This window comes from Flavonifractor plautii ATCC 29863 (assembly GCF_000239295.1).
Lineage (GTDB): Bacteria > Bacillota > Clostridia > Oscillospirales > Oscillospiraceae > Flavonifractor > Flavonifractor plautii.
Genome location: NZ_JH417661.1, coordinates 1 through 16,150, shown reverse-complemented (window position 1 = coordinate 16,150; position 16,150 = coordinate 1). Strand labels below are relative to the sequence as shown.

Genomic DNA, 16,150 nt, shown 5'->3' with positions numbered 1-16,150 from the left:
GCCGCCGAAGGCGGCCCCCGCTGGCGTTAAATGACGAACTGCTCCAGATAGCGCTTGGACAGGCGCAGGGAGTCCAGGATGCGCTCCCGGCTGCCCTCGAAGGCCCGGTCCTCCACCTCGATGCAGGTGTATCCGCTGTAGCCGATGTCGGTGAGGGCGGAGACGTACTTGGCCCAGTTCACGTCGCCCAGGCCGGGCAGCTTGGGCTCCATATACTGAAGGGGGTAGGCCATGACGCCCACCCGGGCCAGCTTCTCGGGGTAGAGCTTGATGTCCTTGTAGTGGACGTGGAAGATGCGGTCCTTGAACTCGTACAGGGGGCGGATGTAGTCCATCTGCTGCCAGATGAAGTGGCTGGGATCGTAGTTGATGCCGAAGCTGGGGCTGGGGAGGATTTCAAAGCACCTGCGCCAGATGTCGGGGGTGGTGAAGAGGTTCTGGCCGCCGGGCCAGTTGGTGGCGTCGAACCACATGGGGCAGTTCTCGATGGCCACCTTGACGTGGTGCTCCTCGGCAAAGGCGACGATGGGGGGCCAGATCTCCCGGAACAGCTCCAGGTTTTCCTCCACGGTCTTGTGGGTGGCCCGGCCCACGAAGGTGGTGACCATACCCACGCCCAGCTTCTCGCTGGCCAGGATGACCTTTTTCAGGTGGGCGATATTGGCCGCCCGCTTCTCCAGATCCTCGTCCATGGTGTTGGGGTAAAAGGCCAGGGAGGAGAGCTCCACGCCCCGCTCCTTGCAGTAGCCCAGGATATAGGCGGACTTCTCGTCGGTGAGGCCGTCCACGTCGATGTGGCTCACCCCGGCGTAGCGGCGCTCGGCCTTGCCGGAGGGCCAGCAGGCCGCCTCCACGCAGGAGAAGCCCAGGTCGCGGGCGGTGTCGATCATCTCCTCAAAGCTCCAGCCGTCCAGGATGGCGCTGACAAAACCAAGTTTCATATTGTGAAAACTCCTTTCGTTAATCCTGGGCGACGGACACCGCCCTGCCTGTCCGGGAGGACTCCAGACAGGCAAACACGGCCCGCATGGCGGTGAGCACCGACTCTCCGGAGATGGCGGGGGGCGTGTTGCCGGTCAGGCAGTCCATGAAGCAGTCGATGACGCCGGAGGCGGTCTGGTTGTCGTTGGTCTGGATGGCCTCCAGCTCGTAGAGCACCTTCTCCCCGCCGGCGGTGATGAGCTTGAGGGAGTAGGCCGGGTCGTCGTAGATGCGCAGGATGCCCTTCGTGCCGTAGAGCACGGTGGAGTTGTCCTCCGCGCCGTAGTAGGTCCAGCTGGCGGTCATGGTGCCGATGGCGCCGCCGCTCATGCGGTAGATGCAGATGGCGTTGTCGTCCACGCCGATGAGCTGCCCGTCGGCCCCCCGCTTGTCCAGGGTGGTCACCTTGGCGGTGGCCTCCACCACGGTCTGGCCCAGCAGGTACTGGATGAGGTCAGTCTTGTGGATGCCCAGGTCGGCCATGGCGCCCATGGCGGCCTTACTCTTGTCGAAGAACCAGGTGTTCTTGCCCGGATCCACGCTCCAGGTCTCGGGGCCGCCGTGGCCGAAGGTGGTGCGGAAGGTGAGAATGTCCCCCAGCACCCCGTCCGCCACCAACTGGCGGGCCTTCTGGTGGGCCTTTGTCAGGCGCTGGTTCTGGCCGATCATGAGGAACCTGCCGCTCTCCCGGGCGGCGGCGGCCATGGCCTCGCAGTCGGCCAAGGTGGTGGCCATGGGCTTCTCGCAGAGCACATGCTTGCCCGCCCTCAGGGCGGCGATGGTCAGCTCCGCGTGGGCGGTGTTGGCCGCGCAGATGCTCACCGCGTCGATGGCCGGGTCGGTCAGCAGCGCCTCCCAGGTGGGGTAGGCCTGGCCGCCCCACTGCTCCGCCAGGGCCTGGGCCCGCTCCTGGTTCAAGTCATAGTACCCGGCCAGCCGGGCCGCGGGGTGGGCGGCGTACTCGGGGATGTGGCGCACCTGGGCAATCTTGCCGCAGCCGATGATGCCGATATTGAACATAATGTGGGATGCTCCTTTCTCTTACGCGTCGGCTTCCTTCTTCTGGAGCAGCACGGCGACGATCACGATGACGCCCTTGCAGGCCTCCCGCAGGAAGGGGGGCACGCCAAAGAGGGTCAGCAGGTTGTTCATCACGCCGATGATGAGCATGCCCAATACGGTGCCCACGATGGAACCCTTGCCGCCGGACATGCTGGTGCCGCCCACGATGACGGCGGCGATGGCGTCCATCTCATAGCCGCTGCCGGCGCTGGCGTAGTCCATGGAGCCGATGCGGGAGACCTGGATGATGGCGGCGATGGCCACCAGCATGCCGGTGAGCATGTAGATGCGGCGCTTGACCTTGTTGACGTTGATGCCGGACAGGCGGGCGGTGCGGATGTTGGAGCCCACGGCGAACACATGGCGGCCGAAGGTGGTGCGCTTGGACACCACATAGAGGACGGCGGCGATGGCCAGCCAGTAGAGGATGGGCATGATGTAGAAGCTGCCGATTTTCAGGTTGGCGATCTGGAGGAAGCCCTTGGGCACGGAGGGGTTGGCGTGCTGGGTCAGGTGCTGGGTGACGGAGCGGAAGATCTGCATGGTGCCCAGGGTGGCGATGAAGGGGGGCAGCTTGCCGTGGGCGATGAGCACGCCGTTGAGCCAGCCCAGCAGCGCGCCGAAGACCAGGCCCACGGCGATGGCGATGATGTAGGCGGGCACGCCGGTGATGCCCATGCCGGAGAGCAGGCCGGTGGCGCTGCCGTCCACCACCATCATGACCATGGCGCCCACGGCCACCAGGGTGGAGCCGACGGACAGATCAATGCCGCCGGAGATGATGACGAAGGTCATGCCCAGGGCGATGATGCCCACGGGGGCGTTGTTGCGCAGGATGTTGAGCCAGTTGGTCAGCAGGGAGAGCAGCAGCTCGCCCACGCTGCCCTCGCCAAAGTTGTAGATCATGATGGCGGTCTGGACGACGATCATCAGAATCAGCACCAGGCCGGTGCTGACCAGGGGGTTCTGCTTCCAGGCGGCGACCAGTCCGCCGCCGGAGGATTTCTTTTCCAGTTCTTTCGTTCCCATAGCCGTTACTCCTCTGTATGAATTGCCTGTGCGGAAGGCGCCGCGCCGCCGGTGGCCAGGTGCATGATGGTCTGCTCGTTCATGTCCGCCCCGGAGACCTCACCCTGGAGGGCGCCGTGGTACAGAACCAGGGCGCGGTCGCACACGCGGATGATCTCCTGGGCCTCGCTGGACAGCACCACCACGGCCACGCCCTCCCGGGCCAGCCGCAGGATGATGTCGTAGATCTCCTCCTTGGCGCCCACGTCCACGCCCTGGGTGGGGTTGTCCAGAATCAGCACCTTGGGGTGGGCGGACAGCCATTTGGCCAGCACCACCTTCTGCTGGTTGCCGCCGGACAGGCTGGTGATGAGGTCGGTCTTTTTGCCCATCTTGATGTGCAGCTCGCCCACCTGGCGGTCAAACTCCGCGTCCCGGCGGCGCTGGTCGATGAGGCCCCGGCGGGCCAGCCGGGGGAGGGTGACCATGGAGCCGTTCTCCACGATATCCATGTCCTTGATGATGCCGTTCTCCTTGCGGTTGCGGGGGACATAGCCGATGCCCAGCCGGATGGCCTGGGGGGTGGAGGTCACCTTGACGGGCCGGCCCTCCACAAAGAGCTGCCCGGTGTAGGGCAGGTCGCCGAAGACGGCCTGGAACAGCTCGCTGCGGCCGTCGCCCAGCAGGCCGGTGACGCCCAGCACCTCGCCGGCGTGGACGGTGAAGGAGATATCCCGGAAGTGGGCGCCGTCGCCCAGCCCCTCCCCACGGAGGATTTCGCCGCCCAGCTCCTTGTCCTGGTGCAGGTTCTCGGTGCGCACGTCGTGGCCCACCATGAACCGGGCCAGGTCGGAGGTGGTCACCTCGGCCACCGGCCCGGCGGCCACCATGTTGCCGTCCCGCAGCACGGTGTACCGGTTGCAGACCTCCATGACCTCCTTGAGCTTGTGGGAGATGAAGACGATGGCCACGTTCTGCTTTTGAAGCATACGCATCATATCAAACACGCGCTCAATCTCCGGGTCGGTCAGGGAGGTGGTGGGCTCGTCCATGATAATCAGGGACGCCTCCATCATCATGGCGCGTGAAATTTCCACGATTTGTTTGTAGGACGCGTCCAGCTCCCGCACCATGGTGCGGGGATCCAGGTTCAGCTCCAGGCGGTCAAAGACCTCCTGGGTCTTTTGAATCATGGTTTTGGCGTCCAACAGGCCGTATTTGGTTTTCAGTTCCCGGCCGATAAACATGTTCTCGTAGATGGCCAGATCGTTGATCAGGCTGAGCTCCTGGTGGATAAAGGCGACTCCCGCGCTGAGGGAGTCCGAGGGGGTGCGGAAGTGGACCGCGGCGCCGTCGATGACGATCTCACCGCGGTCGGCGGGCAGCACGCCGCCCAGTATGTTCATCAGCGTGGACTTGCCCGCGCCGTTTTCGCCCAGCAGGGCGCAGATCTCCCCGCCCTGGATGGAGAAGTCCACGTGCTTGAGCACGTCGTTGGAACCGAAGGATTTGCAGATGCCGCGCATCTCCAGTGTCATGGGATCACATCCATTTCTGTTCTTTCGGGAAAGGGGCTATGGCTGGTGCCATAGCCCCTTTATCAGCGGGAAATCTGATTAGTAGGGAGAGTTCTCGTCCAGGTGGGACTCCACGGTGTCGCGGTCCAGAATGGTGGTGGGGATGATCTTCACGGGGTCCTCGGGGGCGTTGCCGTTCAGAATATCCAGCGCCATGTCCACGGCGTCCTCCACCATGTCGGGGGAGTACAGGGCGGACTGCAGCCAGATGTCCTGGTTCTCGTCGGCCAGCATCATGTTGAACCACTCCTGGGCGCCGCCGCCGCCGGTGATGACCTTGATGTCGGTGCGGCCGGCGTCGCGAATGGCCTGCAGGACGCCGATGGAGGTCTCGTCGTCCATGGAGAAGACGGCGTCAATCTGGGAATTGGCGGTCAGAATGTCCGCCATGTCCGCGAGGCCGGCCTCGCGGGTGAATTCCGTTGCGTACTCGACGAGGTTCATGTCGGGGGCCAGCTCAGCCATGTGCTCGGTGAAGCCCTGCTTGCGCAGCTCGGCCACGGAGCCGGAGGTGGGCACGTCCAGGATGACCACGGTGCCCTCGGTGCCGATCTTGTCCACGATGTACTGGGCGCTCTGATAGCCCATGTCGTAGTTGTCGCCGGACACGCGGTACACGCCGTCGGCCTCGATGGCGATGTCGAAGTTCACCACGGTGATGCCCTCGTCAATGGCCTGCTGGATGGGAGCCTCCATGCCCTCCCACTGGGGGAAGGCCACGATGGCGTCGGCGCCCCAGGTTTTGAAATCATCGAGCTGGGTGGTCATCTGGGCGGCGTCATTGCTGACAGACACCAGATATTCGATCTTGCCCTCGTCGGCCAGCTCCTTACAACGCTGTTCAGCGTAGTAGGCCACGCCGGCGGACCAGCCGTGGGTGACGGCGGGGGCCAGGATGCCGATCTTGTAGACCTCGCCCTCAGGCGCGGGGGTGTCGGTGGCGGCGGAGGGGGACCCGGTGTTGGGGGCAGGGGAGGCGGTGTCACCGCCGCCGCCGCCGCAGGCGGCCAGAGACAGGGACATGGCTCCGGCCAGGGTGAGCGCAGCCAGTTTCTTGAACTTCATGCTTGTTTCCTCCTTAATATTGAGATCCGTTTCCTTTATGATCCAACGGCACACCGTGCCGTAGAATCCCGCTCAATGAGGGTGTGGGGGAGGTAGACCGCCCGCCCCCGGGGCCCGCCCTGAATCTGGGTGAGCAGAAGCTCCCCCGCCGTCCGGCCCAGCTCGTAGCAGGGCTGGCGCACGGTGGTCAGCCTAGGGTGGCCCATCACGGCGTACTCCACATCGTCAAACCCCACCACCGACAAGTCCTCCGGCACCCGGAGGCCCAGCTCCCGGGCGGCCTGCACGGCGCCCAGGGCGAGCACGTCGGAGATGCAGAACAGGGCCGTGGGGCGCTCCAGCCGGGCCAGCAGCCGCCGGGCGGCCTCCACGCCGGAGGAAAAGCTGTAATCCCGTCCGGCAAAGGTCTGGTCGTCCTCCCGCGGGTGGATGTTCAGAACGCGCAGCCCGTCCAGATAGCCCTGCCGGCGGGCGATGGTGGACATGAAGTCGTTGTCCGCGCCGACAAAGCCGATGCGCCGGTGGCCCAGCCCGGCCAGGGTGAGCACCACCTCCCGGGCGGCGGCCAGATTGTCCACCGACACATGGCTCACCGCCTGGTTGTCGCAGTATTCGCTGCACTGTACCAGGTGGTAGTGGCGGGCCATGCCGGTCACATGGGGGTCGTCCCGGGCCGGCTCCATCAGAATGGCGCCGTCGGCCCTGCCGTCCTTCAAAAATTCCAGGTAAAGCGCCCGGCGCCCCGCCTCGGCATTGGTGATGCACAGCATGCCGCTGTAGCCGTCCTCGTGGAGCCGGTCCTCCGTCCCGGCGATGATGGGGGCGTAGTAGGGGTTGCTTACGTTTGGTACGATGACCAGCACCACCCGGCTCTCGCCCCGCCGGAGGCTCCGGCCCCACACGTTGGGCTGGTAGCCCAGCCGCTCAATGGCCTCCTGCACCCGCGCCTGGGTCTCATGGGACACCGAGGGACTGCCGTTGACCACTCTGGAAACAGTAGCGACAGAGACGCCCGCGGTTTTGGCGACCTCCGAAATCGTTGGGGCACGCATCCTGTTTCACCTCTGATGTAATCGTTTACATTTGACGAGGTGAGTATAACATTTTGACCAAATACAGTCAAGCCACTTTGCGGACTTTTTGTGATATTCCTTAAAATTGTAAATAATATACAAAATTTGAGTCACTTTTTTGACTTGCAGAGCGGGAGGACTCCTGTTGAGCGGGACGGTCCGGCAGGTGGGAGAAGAGGCTATGCACCCCGGAGCGGAGGGGAGAAAAGTAGTTATTTTTTTTGTGCACTTTGAGAAAGAAATTTTGTATATAGAATAAATAAAACAAAAGGGCGTCCCTCATATCGCATATGATTTCCATATTTGAAATGTTGCAAAAAAAGCTGGTTTTTGGAAAATATTGACCAATTTTTGTGCCTTGAAATGGCGAAAAAAAGGAGTTAATATACAAACGAAAATCAAATATAAATTAGTTTTTCTATATATAGAATGTTTGGGAGATCGCTATGCATCACAAAAAAGAATTGCAGGAATTGATGCGGACCTACAGCTCCATGAAGGCCCTGCAGCTCCTGGTGGCGCTGGCCGACTGCGAGGGGGAGATTTCGCTGGCCCAGCTCTCCGCTGCCACGGGGATTCCGCCCAGCTCCACCCACCGGATTCTCCAGGAGATGCAGCACTGCGGGTTTGTCATCAAGGATGAGGTAAAAAAGTGCTACCGGGCAGGATTTGAGGCGCGCCTGCTGGCCATACAGCTCCAAAAGACAAACTTTCTCTATGAGGCCGCCAGAGGAGAGATGGCCTATCTGAACGATCTGAGCCTGGAGACCATCCACCTCATCGGGGAGGAGGATATGGAGGCCATCTATCTGGCAAAGCTGGGGGCAAAGAGCTCCGTAGGGCTTCACTCGGCGGTGGGCAAACGGATTCCGCTCCACTGTACAGGGGGTGGGAAGGCGATCCTGGCGTGGAAATCCGAGAGCTGGCTGGAGAACTACCTGGCCCATGTGAAACGGGAGCGCTTCACCGGCAAGACCCTGACCGACGCGGAGGATCTGCGGCGGGAGCTGGAGGTGATCCGGATTCAGGGCTACGCAGTGGATAACCACGAGCACCATACGGACGTGGTGTGCATCGCGGCGCCGGTGTTTGATGTGGATAACCAGGTGCTGGCGGCCATCGGAATTGCCGCGCCGGACTATCGCTTCTCCTTGGAAAAGGCGCTGTCCTACTCTGGGGAAATATTGCGGTGTGCGGCCCGCATTACAGAGAAGCTGGGCTGGCACTATCCCATTCGGGTATCGAAAAAGAGAGATGAGGGAGGCAGATTTGCATGAGTGAACCGATGGATCTGATTTATAAGGACCCAAAGTACCCAAGCTCCAAGGTAGTGAACGGCCTGAGCATGGCGGGCCCCCGGGCCCATCTGCGGGGCATGGGTCTGGTCAACGAGGAGTTGGCCAAGCCGTTTATCGGCGTCATCAATACCTATAACGAGATGCATCCCGGGCACATCCACCTCAACCGCATCGGCCAGTTGGTCAAGGACGGCGTGCGGGAGGCGGGAGGCGTCCCCTTTGAGGTGAACACCATCTCCCTCTGCGACGGCTTTTCCCAGGGCCATGTGGGAATGTGCAGCGTGCTGCCCAGCCGCGAGGTGATCGCCGACTCCATCGAGGTCTATGCCGGCGGCCACCAGTTGGACGGCCTGGTGCTCATCGGCGGCTGCGATAAGATTGTGCCGGCCATGATTATGGCGGCACTGCGCATCAACCTCCCCACCGTGCTCGTCACCGGCGGCCCCATGATGCCGGCCGTATACAAGGGGAAGCAGTACGGCACCTATGAGCTGAAGGAGATGGCGGGAAACCTGACCCGCGGAGAGATCTCCAGGGAGGAGTATGAGTACATGGAGGGGCTGATGTCCCCTACCCCCGGCTCCTGCGCTATGATGGGAACGGCCAATACCATGTCCATCATCGCGGAGGCCATGGGCCTGACGATGCCGGGCAGCGCCTGCGCCCACGCGGTCAGCGGCAAGAAGAACCGGGTGGCCAAGGAGAGCGGCATGGCGGTGGTTCGCCTGGTGGAGGAAGACATCCGGCCCCGGGACATCGTCACCCAGGAGATGCTGGAGCTGGCGGTCCGGGTGGGACTGAGCGTGGGCGGCTCCACCAACATGACGCTGCACATGCCGGCCATCGCCCACGAGGCAAAGCTGCACATGTCTCTGGAGGAGATCGGCCGTCTGTCGGCGGAGACACCCTATCTGGCCAAAATCAAGCCCTCCGGCAGCCATACGATGCTCGATCTGGATCAGGCCGGCGGCGTGGGCGCCGTGATGCGCGAGCTGGACGGACTCATCAACCTGGATCAGATGACCGTTAACGGAAAAACCCACCGCCAGAATGTGGAGCGGGTGGTTGAACACAACCCGGAGGTGATCCGCCCCGTGTCCGACGCCTACAGCGACCACGGCTCCATCACGGTACTCAAGGGCAATCTGGCCCCCGACGGCGCAGTGATCAAGCAGTCGGCCGTGGCGGCCGCCATGCGCAGGCACAGCGGTCCTGCCCGCTGCTTTGAGTGTGAGGAGGATGCCGTCAAGGCCATCTACGGCGGCGTGGTACAGCATGGCGAAGTGCTGGTGATCCGGAACGAAGGCCCCCAGGGCGGCCCCGGCATGCGGGAGATGCTGACCGCCACCGCGGCACTGGTGGGCATGGGCTTTTCTGAGTCGGTGGCGCTGGTGACCGACGGCCGCTTCTCCGGCGCGACCCGCGGCCCCTGCATCGGCCACGTCTCCCCGGAGACCTCCCGCCGCGGCCCCATCGCCATTGTGCAAGACGGCGACCGCATTGACATCGACATCGATGCCGGGACCCTGCACGTGGACCTCTCCGACGGGGAGATCGCCCGGCGGCTGGCCGAGCTGCCGCCCTACCAGCCCAAGGTTACTGAGGGCTATCTGGCCCGCTACGCCCGCAATGTGGAGCCGGCGGCCAGAGGCGCTATTTTGGACTGACAAAGCGTCAGTCAGGAAAGGAGAGGGACTCCATGTCCAAAATATGCAGTCTGCGCGGTATTTCCGCCCCCCAATTGACCCCCTTTCGGGAGGACGGGAGCATCAACTACGGGGAATACACGCGGCTGACCCAATTTATTACGGATGCAGGAGTACACGGCGTCTTCGTCTGCGGCACCACCGGAGAGTTTGTCAATCTGACGTTGGAGGAGCGGAAAAGGCTCCTGACGGCGGCGGTGGAGGGAGCGGGGCCGGAGAGCTGTATTCTGTTCAACACCACGGCCATGAATCTGGCGGACATGAAGGAGCTGTTTGACTGGGCCAGGCATGAGGGCGCCCACGCGGCGTCGGTCACCGCGCCCTATTACCACAGCTATGACGCCGAGACTCTGACCGCTTACTTCCGCAAGGCCGCGGAGCTGGCGGAGGGGATGCCCCTGTATCTGTATAACATGCCGGGGATGACCCATAACCCCATCACGCCCAAGGTGGTACAGGAGGTGTGCGACACCTGCCCCAACGTGGCGGGCCTGAAGGACAGCAGCATGGATTTCCTGACGTTTCAGGAGTTCCAGTGCCTGGAACTTCCGGAGGGCTTCGAGCTGATTACCGGAAACGACGCCCAGGTGCTCCCCGTCCTTCAGTCCGGAGGAGACGGCGCGATTATCGCCATGGCCAGCGTGTTTCCAAAGCAGTGCCAGCAGCTCTGGGATTGCTACTATGCCGGTGAGCTGGAGCAGGCCCGTCGGATACAGCGGATGCTTCTGAAGCTGCGCGGGCTGGTGCGGAGCGTTATGCCCGTCATGGCCCACAAAAAGATGCTGGAGCTGCAGGGCTTCCACATGGGGCCGGCCCGGTTCCCCTTCCGTGATCTGAGCGGGGAGGAGAGCCGGACAATTGAGGAGGGCCTGGAAAAGCTTCTGGGCCAAGTGGGATGACGGCCTTCGGCTTCCGCTGGTACGGGCCCGAGGACGCAGTCACGCTGGAACATATCCGCCAGATCCCGCCGGTGACGGAGCTTGTCACCTCGCTCTATCACATCCCGGCCGGAGCGCTGTGGCCGGAGGAGGACATCGCGGCCCGGGCCGCCCGGGCCGCGGCGGCAGGCCTGCACTTCTCGGTGGCGGAGGGATTGCCGGTTCATGAGTCCATCAAACTGGGCGGCCCGGAGCGGGAGCGGTACATCGGACAGTTCGTGGAAAACCTGGAGCGGCTGGCTCGCCATGGGGTGCATACCGTCTGCTATAACTTCATGCCCCTGTTCGGCTGGATTCGTACAGAGCTGGAGCAGCCCCTGCCGGACGGCTCCGCCACCCTGGCCTTTCACCAGGCTGCGCTGGAGCGCATGAACCCGGAGCGGGATGTCTGGACGCTGCCCGGCTGGAACTTTTCCACCCGGCAGGGGGAAATCCGGACGCTGCTGGGCCAGTACCGGGCCTTGGGAGAGGCGGGGCTGTGGAACAACCTGTGCTATTTCCTACAGGCTGTGGCCCCAGAGGCGGAGCGGCTGGGAATACGCCTGGCCATCCACCCGGACGACCCGCCTCTTCCGGTATTTGGCCTGCCCCGGGTGGTATCCACGCTGGAGGATCTGCTCCGCCTGACCGGCGCGGTGGATCTGCCATCCAACGGTGTGACGCTGTGCACCGGCTCCCTGGGCAGCAGCAGGGCCAACGATGTGGTCAAGATTGCAGACCGCCTCTGTGCGGAGGGCAAGATTCCCTTTGTCCACGGGCGGAATATCCGCTGGGAGGGGGAGGAGGACTTCTGTGAGAGCGGACATCTGACCGCCTCGGGAAGCCTGAATATGGCGGCCATTCTGGCGGCCCTGCACCGGAGGGGCTTTGACGGCGTGATACGCGCCGACCACGGCCGGATGGTGTGGGGCGAGCGGGGCCGCCCTGGTTACGGCCTCTACGACCGGGCGATGGGTGTATGCTATCTGGCCGGCCTGTGGGAAGCGCTCTGTTATTCCTGTTAACCCGCCGCCTGTGCGGCAAAAATCATAAGAAGAAAAGAGGTATTCCTATGAAAAACCTGAAGAAAGTCCTTGCACTGTCCCTGTCCCTGTCGCTGGCGCTGCCTCTGGCGGCCTGCGGAGATCAGGGCGAAACCGGAAAGGGAGGCGGCAGCACCGGCAGCTATCCAAGCAGCACTATCACGGTGGTATGCCCCTGGGATGCTGGCGGAACCTCCGACGGCCTGTGCCGCATTGTCTCCGAGATCGGCGCCCGCGACGAGTACTTCGGCGTCAATATGGTGGTGCAGAACAGCGGCGGCGCGGGCGGCACCGTGGCTACCACGGAGTTCAAGAACGCAGCCCCCGACGGCTACACCCTCTGTCAGGAGGCCATCGGCGTGTTTACCCTTCAGCCCTTCGTCCGCGAGGTCAGTTACACCATTGACGACTTTATCCCTGTGGCGGCCCTGTCCAATGAGCCCATCATTATGATTGCGGGCAAGGACTCCGGTATCACCAGCGTTGACGATTTGCTGGAGATGGACTCCGTGACCTACGGCTTCTCCGGCAGCGGCAGCCTGATGGAGCTGTCCCAGAAGCAGTTCTTCGGCATGGCCGGCGTGGAGGCAACCGGCATCTCCTATGACGGCAGCTCTCCCACCATTGCGGCCCTGCTGGGCGGCCACATTGACGTCTGCACCGGACATCCCGGCGAGGTCATGCAGTATGTGGAGTCCGGTGACGCCGTGGCCATCGGCATCTTCAACGACGAGCGGGACCCACGTGAGAACCTGAAGGATATCCCCACCTTCAAGGAAATGGGCTATGACGTGACGATGAGCGTCTGGAAGTTCCTGATGCTGCCCGCCGGTACCCCCGAGGACGTGGTAACCAAGGTGACCGAGACCCTGACTGCCATCACCGGAACCGACGAGTACAAGGAGTTCTGCGACGCCAACCAGCTCCTGCCCCTGACCATGACTACCGAGGAGATGGTGGAACGTATTAACGAGGAGGCGGCCGTGAACCAGGAGCTGCTGGCCGGCTGATCCCTCTGCCAAACACATAGCAAGCGCTCTCCGGGCCATGGACCCTCGGCGGCCCGCGGCCCGGAGAACAATACCTTAACAAAGGAGGGAGCTTATGAGTCAATACAAAAAGGATATGATTGCTTCCTTTTTCTTTCTGATACTGGGAGCGCTGGTATTGATCTCGGTTCCGCTGACCATTCAAGATCCGGGCGTGTCCGTCATGGGCCCGCGCGTATTCCCCTATTTTATCGGGGCCTGCATGGTGATTCTCAGCCTGGCGCTGATGCTCACCACCATTGTGAAGCACCGCAAGGCGGGCGGCGCCGACAGCACGGGAACCTTTGCCTCCGAGGAGGAGAGAAAGCGGGCCCTGCGGGACGAGCTGCGGGCGCTTCTGCTGGCCGCTGTGATTCTGGTCTATGCGGCACTGTTTCAGATTCTGGGGTATTTTATCTCCACGCTTCTGGCAGCCACCGTTATTCTGCTTATTTTCCGCGTGAAAAAGATCTGGGCCTACCCGGTGGTCTATGCCGCGGCGGTAGCCATCTGGGCGGGATTTACCTTCCTGCTCTCCGTGAGACTGCCTTAAGAGGAGGAGAGGAGCATGATTGAATCCGTTTTGAGCAGCCTTTTTACCCTGGAGAACCTGCTCTGGATCAACGTCGGCCTGGCCGGCGGAATTATGGTTGGCGCGCTGCCCGGCCTGACTGGCACCATGGCCATGGCGCTGCTGCTGCCGCTTACATACGGCCTGGCGTCCATCCCGGGGGTTATGCTGCTGCTGGGCGTCTACTGCGGCAGTATCTACGGCGGTTCCATTACCGCCATCCTGATCAACACGCCGGGCACGCCGGCCTCGGCTGCCACCTCGCTGGACGGCTACCCGATGGCTCAGAAGGGGCACGGGCTGAAAGCGCTCCATGTGGCGCTGTCTGCCTCCACCATCGGCGGCCTGTTCAGCTGTGCGGTTCTGCTGTTTGCCGCGCCGCCCATTGCCAGCTTTGCGCTGAAGTTCGGCCCGGCCGAGTATTTCGCCCTGGCTCTCTTTGGACTGACGATTATTGCCAGCGTGGGCGGAAAGTCCCAGATCAAGGGGCTGCTGATGGGCTTTGTAGGGCTGCTGATCTCCTGCATCGGCATCGATCCCATGGATGGCGTCAGCCGCTTCACCTTCGGTATCAATCGCATGGAGGGCGGTATTGATACCATTCCCGTGCTCATCGGCCTGTTCGCCATCACGGAGATCATGGCCAAGGCCCGGGACATGAACAAGGCCACCGGAACGGCGGTCAAGGTGGAAAAGGAGAAGACCCGCTTCCGCGACGTACTGAAATACAAGATGGTGCTGCTCAAGTCCAGCATTCTGGGCGTGTTTATCGGCGCGGTGCCCGGCACCGGCGCGGCCATCTCCTCTTTCTTGGCGTACAATGAGGCCAAGCGGACCTCCAAGCATCCCGAGGAATACGGGCACGGTTCCGAGGAGGCGGTTGTGGCCTCCGAGTCGGCCAACAACGCCGTTACAGGCGCCACCCTGATCCCCCTGCTGACCCTGGGCATTCCCGGCGACACCAACACGGCCGTGCTTCTGGGCGCTCTTACCATGCAGGGTATCGCCGCCGGCCCCCAACTGTTCACCCAGCACGGGGAGTGGGTCTACACCATTATGCTGGGCCTGATCGCCGTCAATATCTTTATGTACCTCCAGGGCCGGGTATTCATCCGGGGCTTCGTCAACATCACCCGCGTCCCCACCAGCACCCTGGTCCCCATTCTGGTCATGCTGTGCGTGATCGGTGCCTATGCCATCGACTACTCCGTGTTCAACGCCATCTTTATGGTGGGCGTGGGTATCTTCGGCTACTTCATGACCAAGCTGGACATGCCCATGACGCCCATGGTCATCGGCCTGGTGCTGGGCAAGCTGTGCGAATCCAACCTGCGCCGTGCGCTCATCGTGTCCAAGGGAAGCTGGGCGACGTTCTTTACCTCCCCCATCAGCCTGTTCTTTATTCTTCTGTCGCTGTTTATGTTGTTCTTCCCCTATATTAAGAAGAAGCTGGCGGCCCGCAGGGCTGCGGCTTGATCAGAGGCGTACATATGAGAAATGGGAATTTGATTCAGCTCTGTTCAGGAAGATACTATCAAGGCAGCGGCGTCCTCTCTCATCTGGGAGGGGACGCCGTACTGCTGGGGCGGCGCGCGCTGGTGGTGGCGGATGCCGCCGTGTGGCCCAAGGTGGAGGCACGTGTGCTCCGCAGCCTGGAGCAAAGCGGTGTGGATACAAAGATCTGGCTCTTTTCCGGCCACTGCTGCCCCGGCAATGTTCGAAGTGCGGCCCAGGCCGGACAGGCATACGGGGCGGAGCTGGTGGTGGGCGTGGGCGGCGGCCGCGCGCTGGATACGGCTAAAATAGCGGCTGACCATATGGGGGTGCGGGCGATCACCGTCCCCACCTCTGCGGCTACCTGCGCCGCCTCAGCGTGGCTGGCGGTAGAGTACACCGACGATGGCGCGTTCGTGGGGAACAACTGGACCCGGTACCCGCCCTTTGCCGTGATAGCCGAGCTGGACTTTATCGTCAGGGACTGTCCGGCCCGTCTCTACGCGGCAGGCATAGTGGATGCCATGGCGAAATACCCGGAGATCAGCTACAACATTCAATTCTCCAATCAGTGGGAAAAGAACCTCTTCTCCCAGAGCGCCCAGCTCCTGTCTGAAAACACCTACCGGCTCTTGCTGGAGCATGGGTGTGAGACAATTGAGCAGCTTCGGGCCGGAAAGATCACACCGGCGCTGGAGGACTGTGTCTGCGCGGCCCTCCAGGTGACAGGGGTGATTTCCGCCATGGCCTGCGGCGGCAAGCAGGCCGCCGTGAGCCACACCCTCTACAGCTACTTCTGCTGTGTGCACCCGGAACTGGCCGCCGGATTCCTCCACGGGGAGCTGGTGGGCAGTACACTGGTCTACCAACTGGCGGTAAACGGGGCCCAAAAGGAAGCACAGGAGGCGCTGAACCGGGTGCTGCGGGCGCTGGGTATGCCCACCTGTCTGGAGGAGCTGGGCCTGAAGGAGACTTCGGAGGAGGCCGCCCGGATTTTCGCCTTCCTGGCGGAACGCATGCCGGTGGAGACGCCGAAAGAACTCCAGCGCCTGCGTGGGGAGAGCGATGTTTTGTTCCACGGCCTGCGGGACAGCGCCGGGAAACTGCAAACGAAAAGAGGAGAAGCCCATGAAACTGGAATTTGAATACGGGCAGGGCCTGCTGGGCGCGGAGCTGCCCGACAGCACCGATATCTTCATCCCCGGGGAGACGGTGGCCGATCCCCCCTGCCTGCCCCAGGACTGGGACAGCCTGTACAACGCCACCCTGGAGTCCATCCGCAACCCCATCGGGATGCCCCCGCTGAAGGAGCTGGCCGGGCCGGGCA

14 protein-coding genes and 1 pseudogene are annotated in these 16,150 nt (G+C 62.7%); 9 read left to right on the top strand and 6 right to left on the bottom strand.

What is annotated here, in order from left to right; all coding sequences use genetic code 11:
* Positions 1 to 26: 26 nt before the first annotated feature.
* The 6 genes from HMPREF0372_RS03105 to HMPREF0372_RS03080 form a co-directional block, all read right to left on the bottom strand.
* Positions 27 to 941: a sugar phosphate isomerase/epimerase family protein gene (locus HMPREF0372_RS03105; RefSeq protein WP_007488898.1), complete on the bottom strand. Its 915-nt coding sequence runs from the start codon at positions 939 to 941 to the stop codon at positions 27 to 29.
* Positions 942 to 960: 19 nt separating this feature from the next.
* Entirely contained in the window at positions 961 to 2,001 is a 1,041-nt protein-coding gene (locus tag HMPREF0372_RS03100; protein WP_007488897.1) for a Gfo/Idh/MocA family protein, read from the bottom strand.
* A gap of 21 nt (positions 2,002 to 2,022) precedes the next feature.
* Positions 2,023 to 3,072 (bottom strand): ABC transporter permease, encoded by a 1,050-nt coding sequence (locus HMPREF0372_RS03095; protein ID WP_007488896.1) that lies wholly within the window; start codon positions 3,070 to 3,072, stop codon positions 2,023 to 2,025.
* A 5-nt stretch (positions 3,073 to 3,077) separates the two neighbouring features.
* Positions 3,078 to 4,589, bottom strand: a complete 1,512-nt coding sequence (locus tag HMPREF0372_RS03090) for a sugar ABC transporter ATP-binding protein (RefSeq protein ID WP_007488895.1) — start codon at positions 4,587 to 4,589, stop codon at positions 3,078 to 3,080.
* A 78-nt stretch (positions 4,590 to 4,667) separates the two neighbouring features.
* A complete protein-coding gene (locus HMPREF0372_RS03085; protein ID WP_039996586.1) occupies positions 4,668 to 5,693 on the bottom strand; it encodes an ABC transporter substrate-binding protein in 1,026 nt (341 codons plus the stop codon).
* A 35-nt stretch (positions 5,694 to 5,728) separates the two neighbouring features.
* Positions 5,729 to 6,745 carry a LacI family DNA-binding transcriptional regulator gene (locus tag HMPREF0372_RS03080; RefSeq protein WP_007488892.1) on the bottom strand — a complete coding sequence of 339 codons (1,017 nt, stop codon included), beginning with the start codon at positions 6,743 to 6,745 and terminating at the stop codon, positions 5,729 to 5,731.
* A 467-nt stretch (positions 6,746 to 7,212) separates the two neighbouring features.
* Between HMPREF0372_RS03080 and HMPREF0372_RS03075 the strand changes: the two genes are divergently transcribed.
* The 9 genes and pseudogenes from HMPREF0372_RS03075 to HMPREF0372_RS03035 form a co-directional block, all read left to right on the top strand.
* On the top strand, positions 7,213 to 8,043 hold the full coding sequence (locus HMPREF0372_RS03075) for an IclR family transcriptional regulator (RefSeq protein ID WP_007488887.1): 831 nt from the start codon (positions 7,213 to 7,215) through the stop codon (positions 8,041 to 8,043).
* Positions 8,040 to 9,731, top strand: a complete 1,692-nt coding sequence (gene ilvD / locus HMPREF0372_RS03070; RefSeq protein WP_007488886.1) for a dihydroxy-acid dehydratase — start codon at positions 8,040 to 8,042, stop codon at positions 9,729 to 9,731. The genes HMPREF0372_RS03075 and ilvD overlap by 4 nt, the downstream gene beginning before the upstream one ends.
* Before the next feature lie 32 nt (positions 9,732 to 9,763).
* A complete protein-coding gene (locus HMPREF0372_RS03065; RefSeq protein ID WP_007488885.1) occupies positions 9,764 to 10,669 on the top strand; it encodes a dihydrodipicolinate synthase family protein in 906 nt (301 codons plus the stop codon).
* Positions 10,666 to 11,712 (top strand): mannonate dehydratase, encoded by a 1,047-nt coding sequence (locus tag HMPREF0372_RS03060; RefSeq protein ID WP_007488884.1) that lies wholly within the window; start codon positions 10,666 to 10,668, stop codon positions 11,710 to 11,712. The genes HMPREF0372_RS03065 and HMPREF0372_RS03060 overlap by 4 nt, the downstream gene beginning before the upstream one ends.
* Before the next feature lie 47 nt (positions 11,713 to 11,759).
* Entirely contained in the window at positions 11,760 to 12,740 is a 981-nt protein-coding gene (locus HMPREF0372_RS03055) for a tripartite tricarboxylate transporter substrate binding protein (RefSeq protein ID WP_007488883.1), read from the top strand.
* A gap of 94 nt (positions 12,741 to 12,834) precedes the next feature.
* The gene (locus HMPREF0372_RS03050; RefSeq protein ID WP_007488882.1) at positions 12,835 to 13,311 is read left to right on the top strand and encodes a tripartite tricarboxylate transporter TctB family protein; all 477 of its coding nucleotides are present in this window, start codon (positions 12,835 to 12,837) and stop codon (positions 13,309 to 13,311) included.
* A gap of 15 nt (positions 13,312 to 13,326) precedes the next feature.
* The gene (locus tag HMPREF0372_RS03045; RefSeq protein ID WP_007488881.1) at positions 13,327 to 14,805 is read left to right on the top strand and encodes a tripartite tricarboxylate transporter permease; all 1,479 of its coding nucleotides are present in this window, start codon (positions 13,327 to 13,329) and stop codon (positions 14,803 to 14,805) included.
* 14 nt (positions 14,806 to 14,819) lie between these two features.
* Entirely contained in the window at positions 14,820 to 15,968 is a 1,149-nt protein-coding gene (locus HMPREF0372_RS03040) for an iron-containing alcohol dehydrogenase family protein (protein WP_007488880.1), read from the top strand.
* Positions 15,952 to 16,150: pseudogene (locus HMPREF0372_RS03035) on the top strand (lactate racemase domain-containing protein); the annotation flags it as partial. The gene HMPREF0372_RS03040 and the pseudogene HMPREF0372_RS03035, both read left to right, overlap by 17 nt.

Excerpts from the sequence above, each read along its gene's own strand:
- HMPREF0372_RS03105 (WP_007488898.1), bottom strand. The coding sequence starts at position 941 with ATGAAACTTGGTTTTGTCAGCGCCATCCTGGACGGCTGGAGCTTTGAG.
- HMPREF0372_RS03055 (WP_007488883.1), top strand. The coding sequence starts at position 11,760 with ATGAAAAACCTGAAGAAAGTCCTTGCACTGTCCCTGTCCCTGTCGCTG.
- HMPREF0372_RS03080 (WP_007488892.1), bottom strand. The coding sequence starts at position 6,745 with ATGCGTGCCCCAACGATTTCGGAGGTCGCCAAAACCGCGGGCGTCTCT.
- HMPREF0372_RS03095 (WP_007488896.1), bottom strand. The coding sequence starts at position 3,072 with ATGGGAACGAAAGAACTGGAAAAGAAATCCTCCGGCGGCGGACTGGTC.
- HMPREF0372_RS03045 (WP_007488881.1), top strand. The coding sequence starts at position 13,327 with ATGATTGAATCCGTTTTGAGCAGCCTTTTTACCCTGGAGAACCTGCTC.
- HMPREF0372_RS03040 (WP_007488880.1), top strand. The coding sequence starts at position 14,820 with ATGAGAAATGGGAATTTGATTCAGCTCTGTTCAGGAAGATACTATCAA.
- HMPREF0372_RS03090 (WP_007488895.1), bottom strand. The coding sequence starts at position 4,589 with ATGACACTGGAGATGCGCGGCATCTGCAAATCCTTCGGTTCCAACGAC.
- ilvD (WP_007488886.1), top strand. The coding sequence starts at position 8,040 with ATGAGTGAACCGATGGATCTGATTTATAAGGACCCAAAGTACCCAAGC.
- HMPREF0372_RS03075 (WP_007488887.1), top strand. The coding sequence starts at position 7,213 with ATGCATCACAAAAAAGAATTGCAGGAATTGATGCGGACCTACAGCTCC.
- HMPREF0372_RS03100 (WP_007488897.1), bottom strand. The coding sequence starts at position 2,001 with ATGTTCAATATCGGCATCATCGGCTGCGGCAAGATTGCCCAGGTGCGC.
- HMPREF0372_RS03060 (WP_007488884.1), top strand. The coding sequence starts at position 10,666 with ATGACGGCCTTCGGCTTCCGCTGGTACGGGCCCGAGGACGCAGTCACG.
- HMPREF0372_RS03065 (WP_007488885.1), top strand. The coding sequence starts at position 9,764 with ATGTCCAAAATATGCAGTCTGCGCGGTATTTCCGCCCCCCAATTGACC.
- HMPREF0372_RS03050 (WP_007488882.1), top strand. The coding sequence starts at position 12,835 with ATGAGTCAATACAAAAAGGATATGATTGCTTCCTTTTTCTTTCTGATA.
- HMPREF0372_RS03085 (WP_039996586.1), bottom strand. The coding sequence starts at position 5,693 with ATGAAGTTCAAGAAACTGGCTGCGCTCACCCTGGCCGGAGCCATGTCC.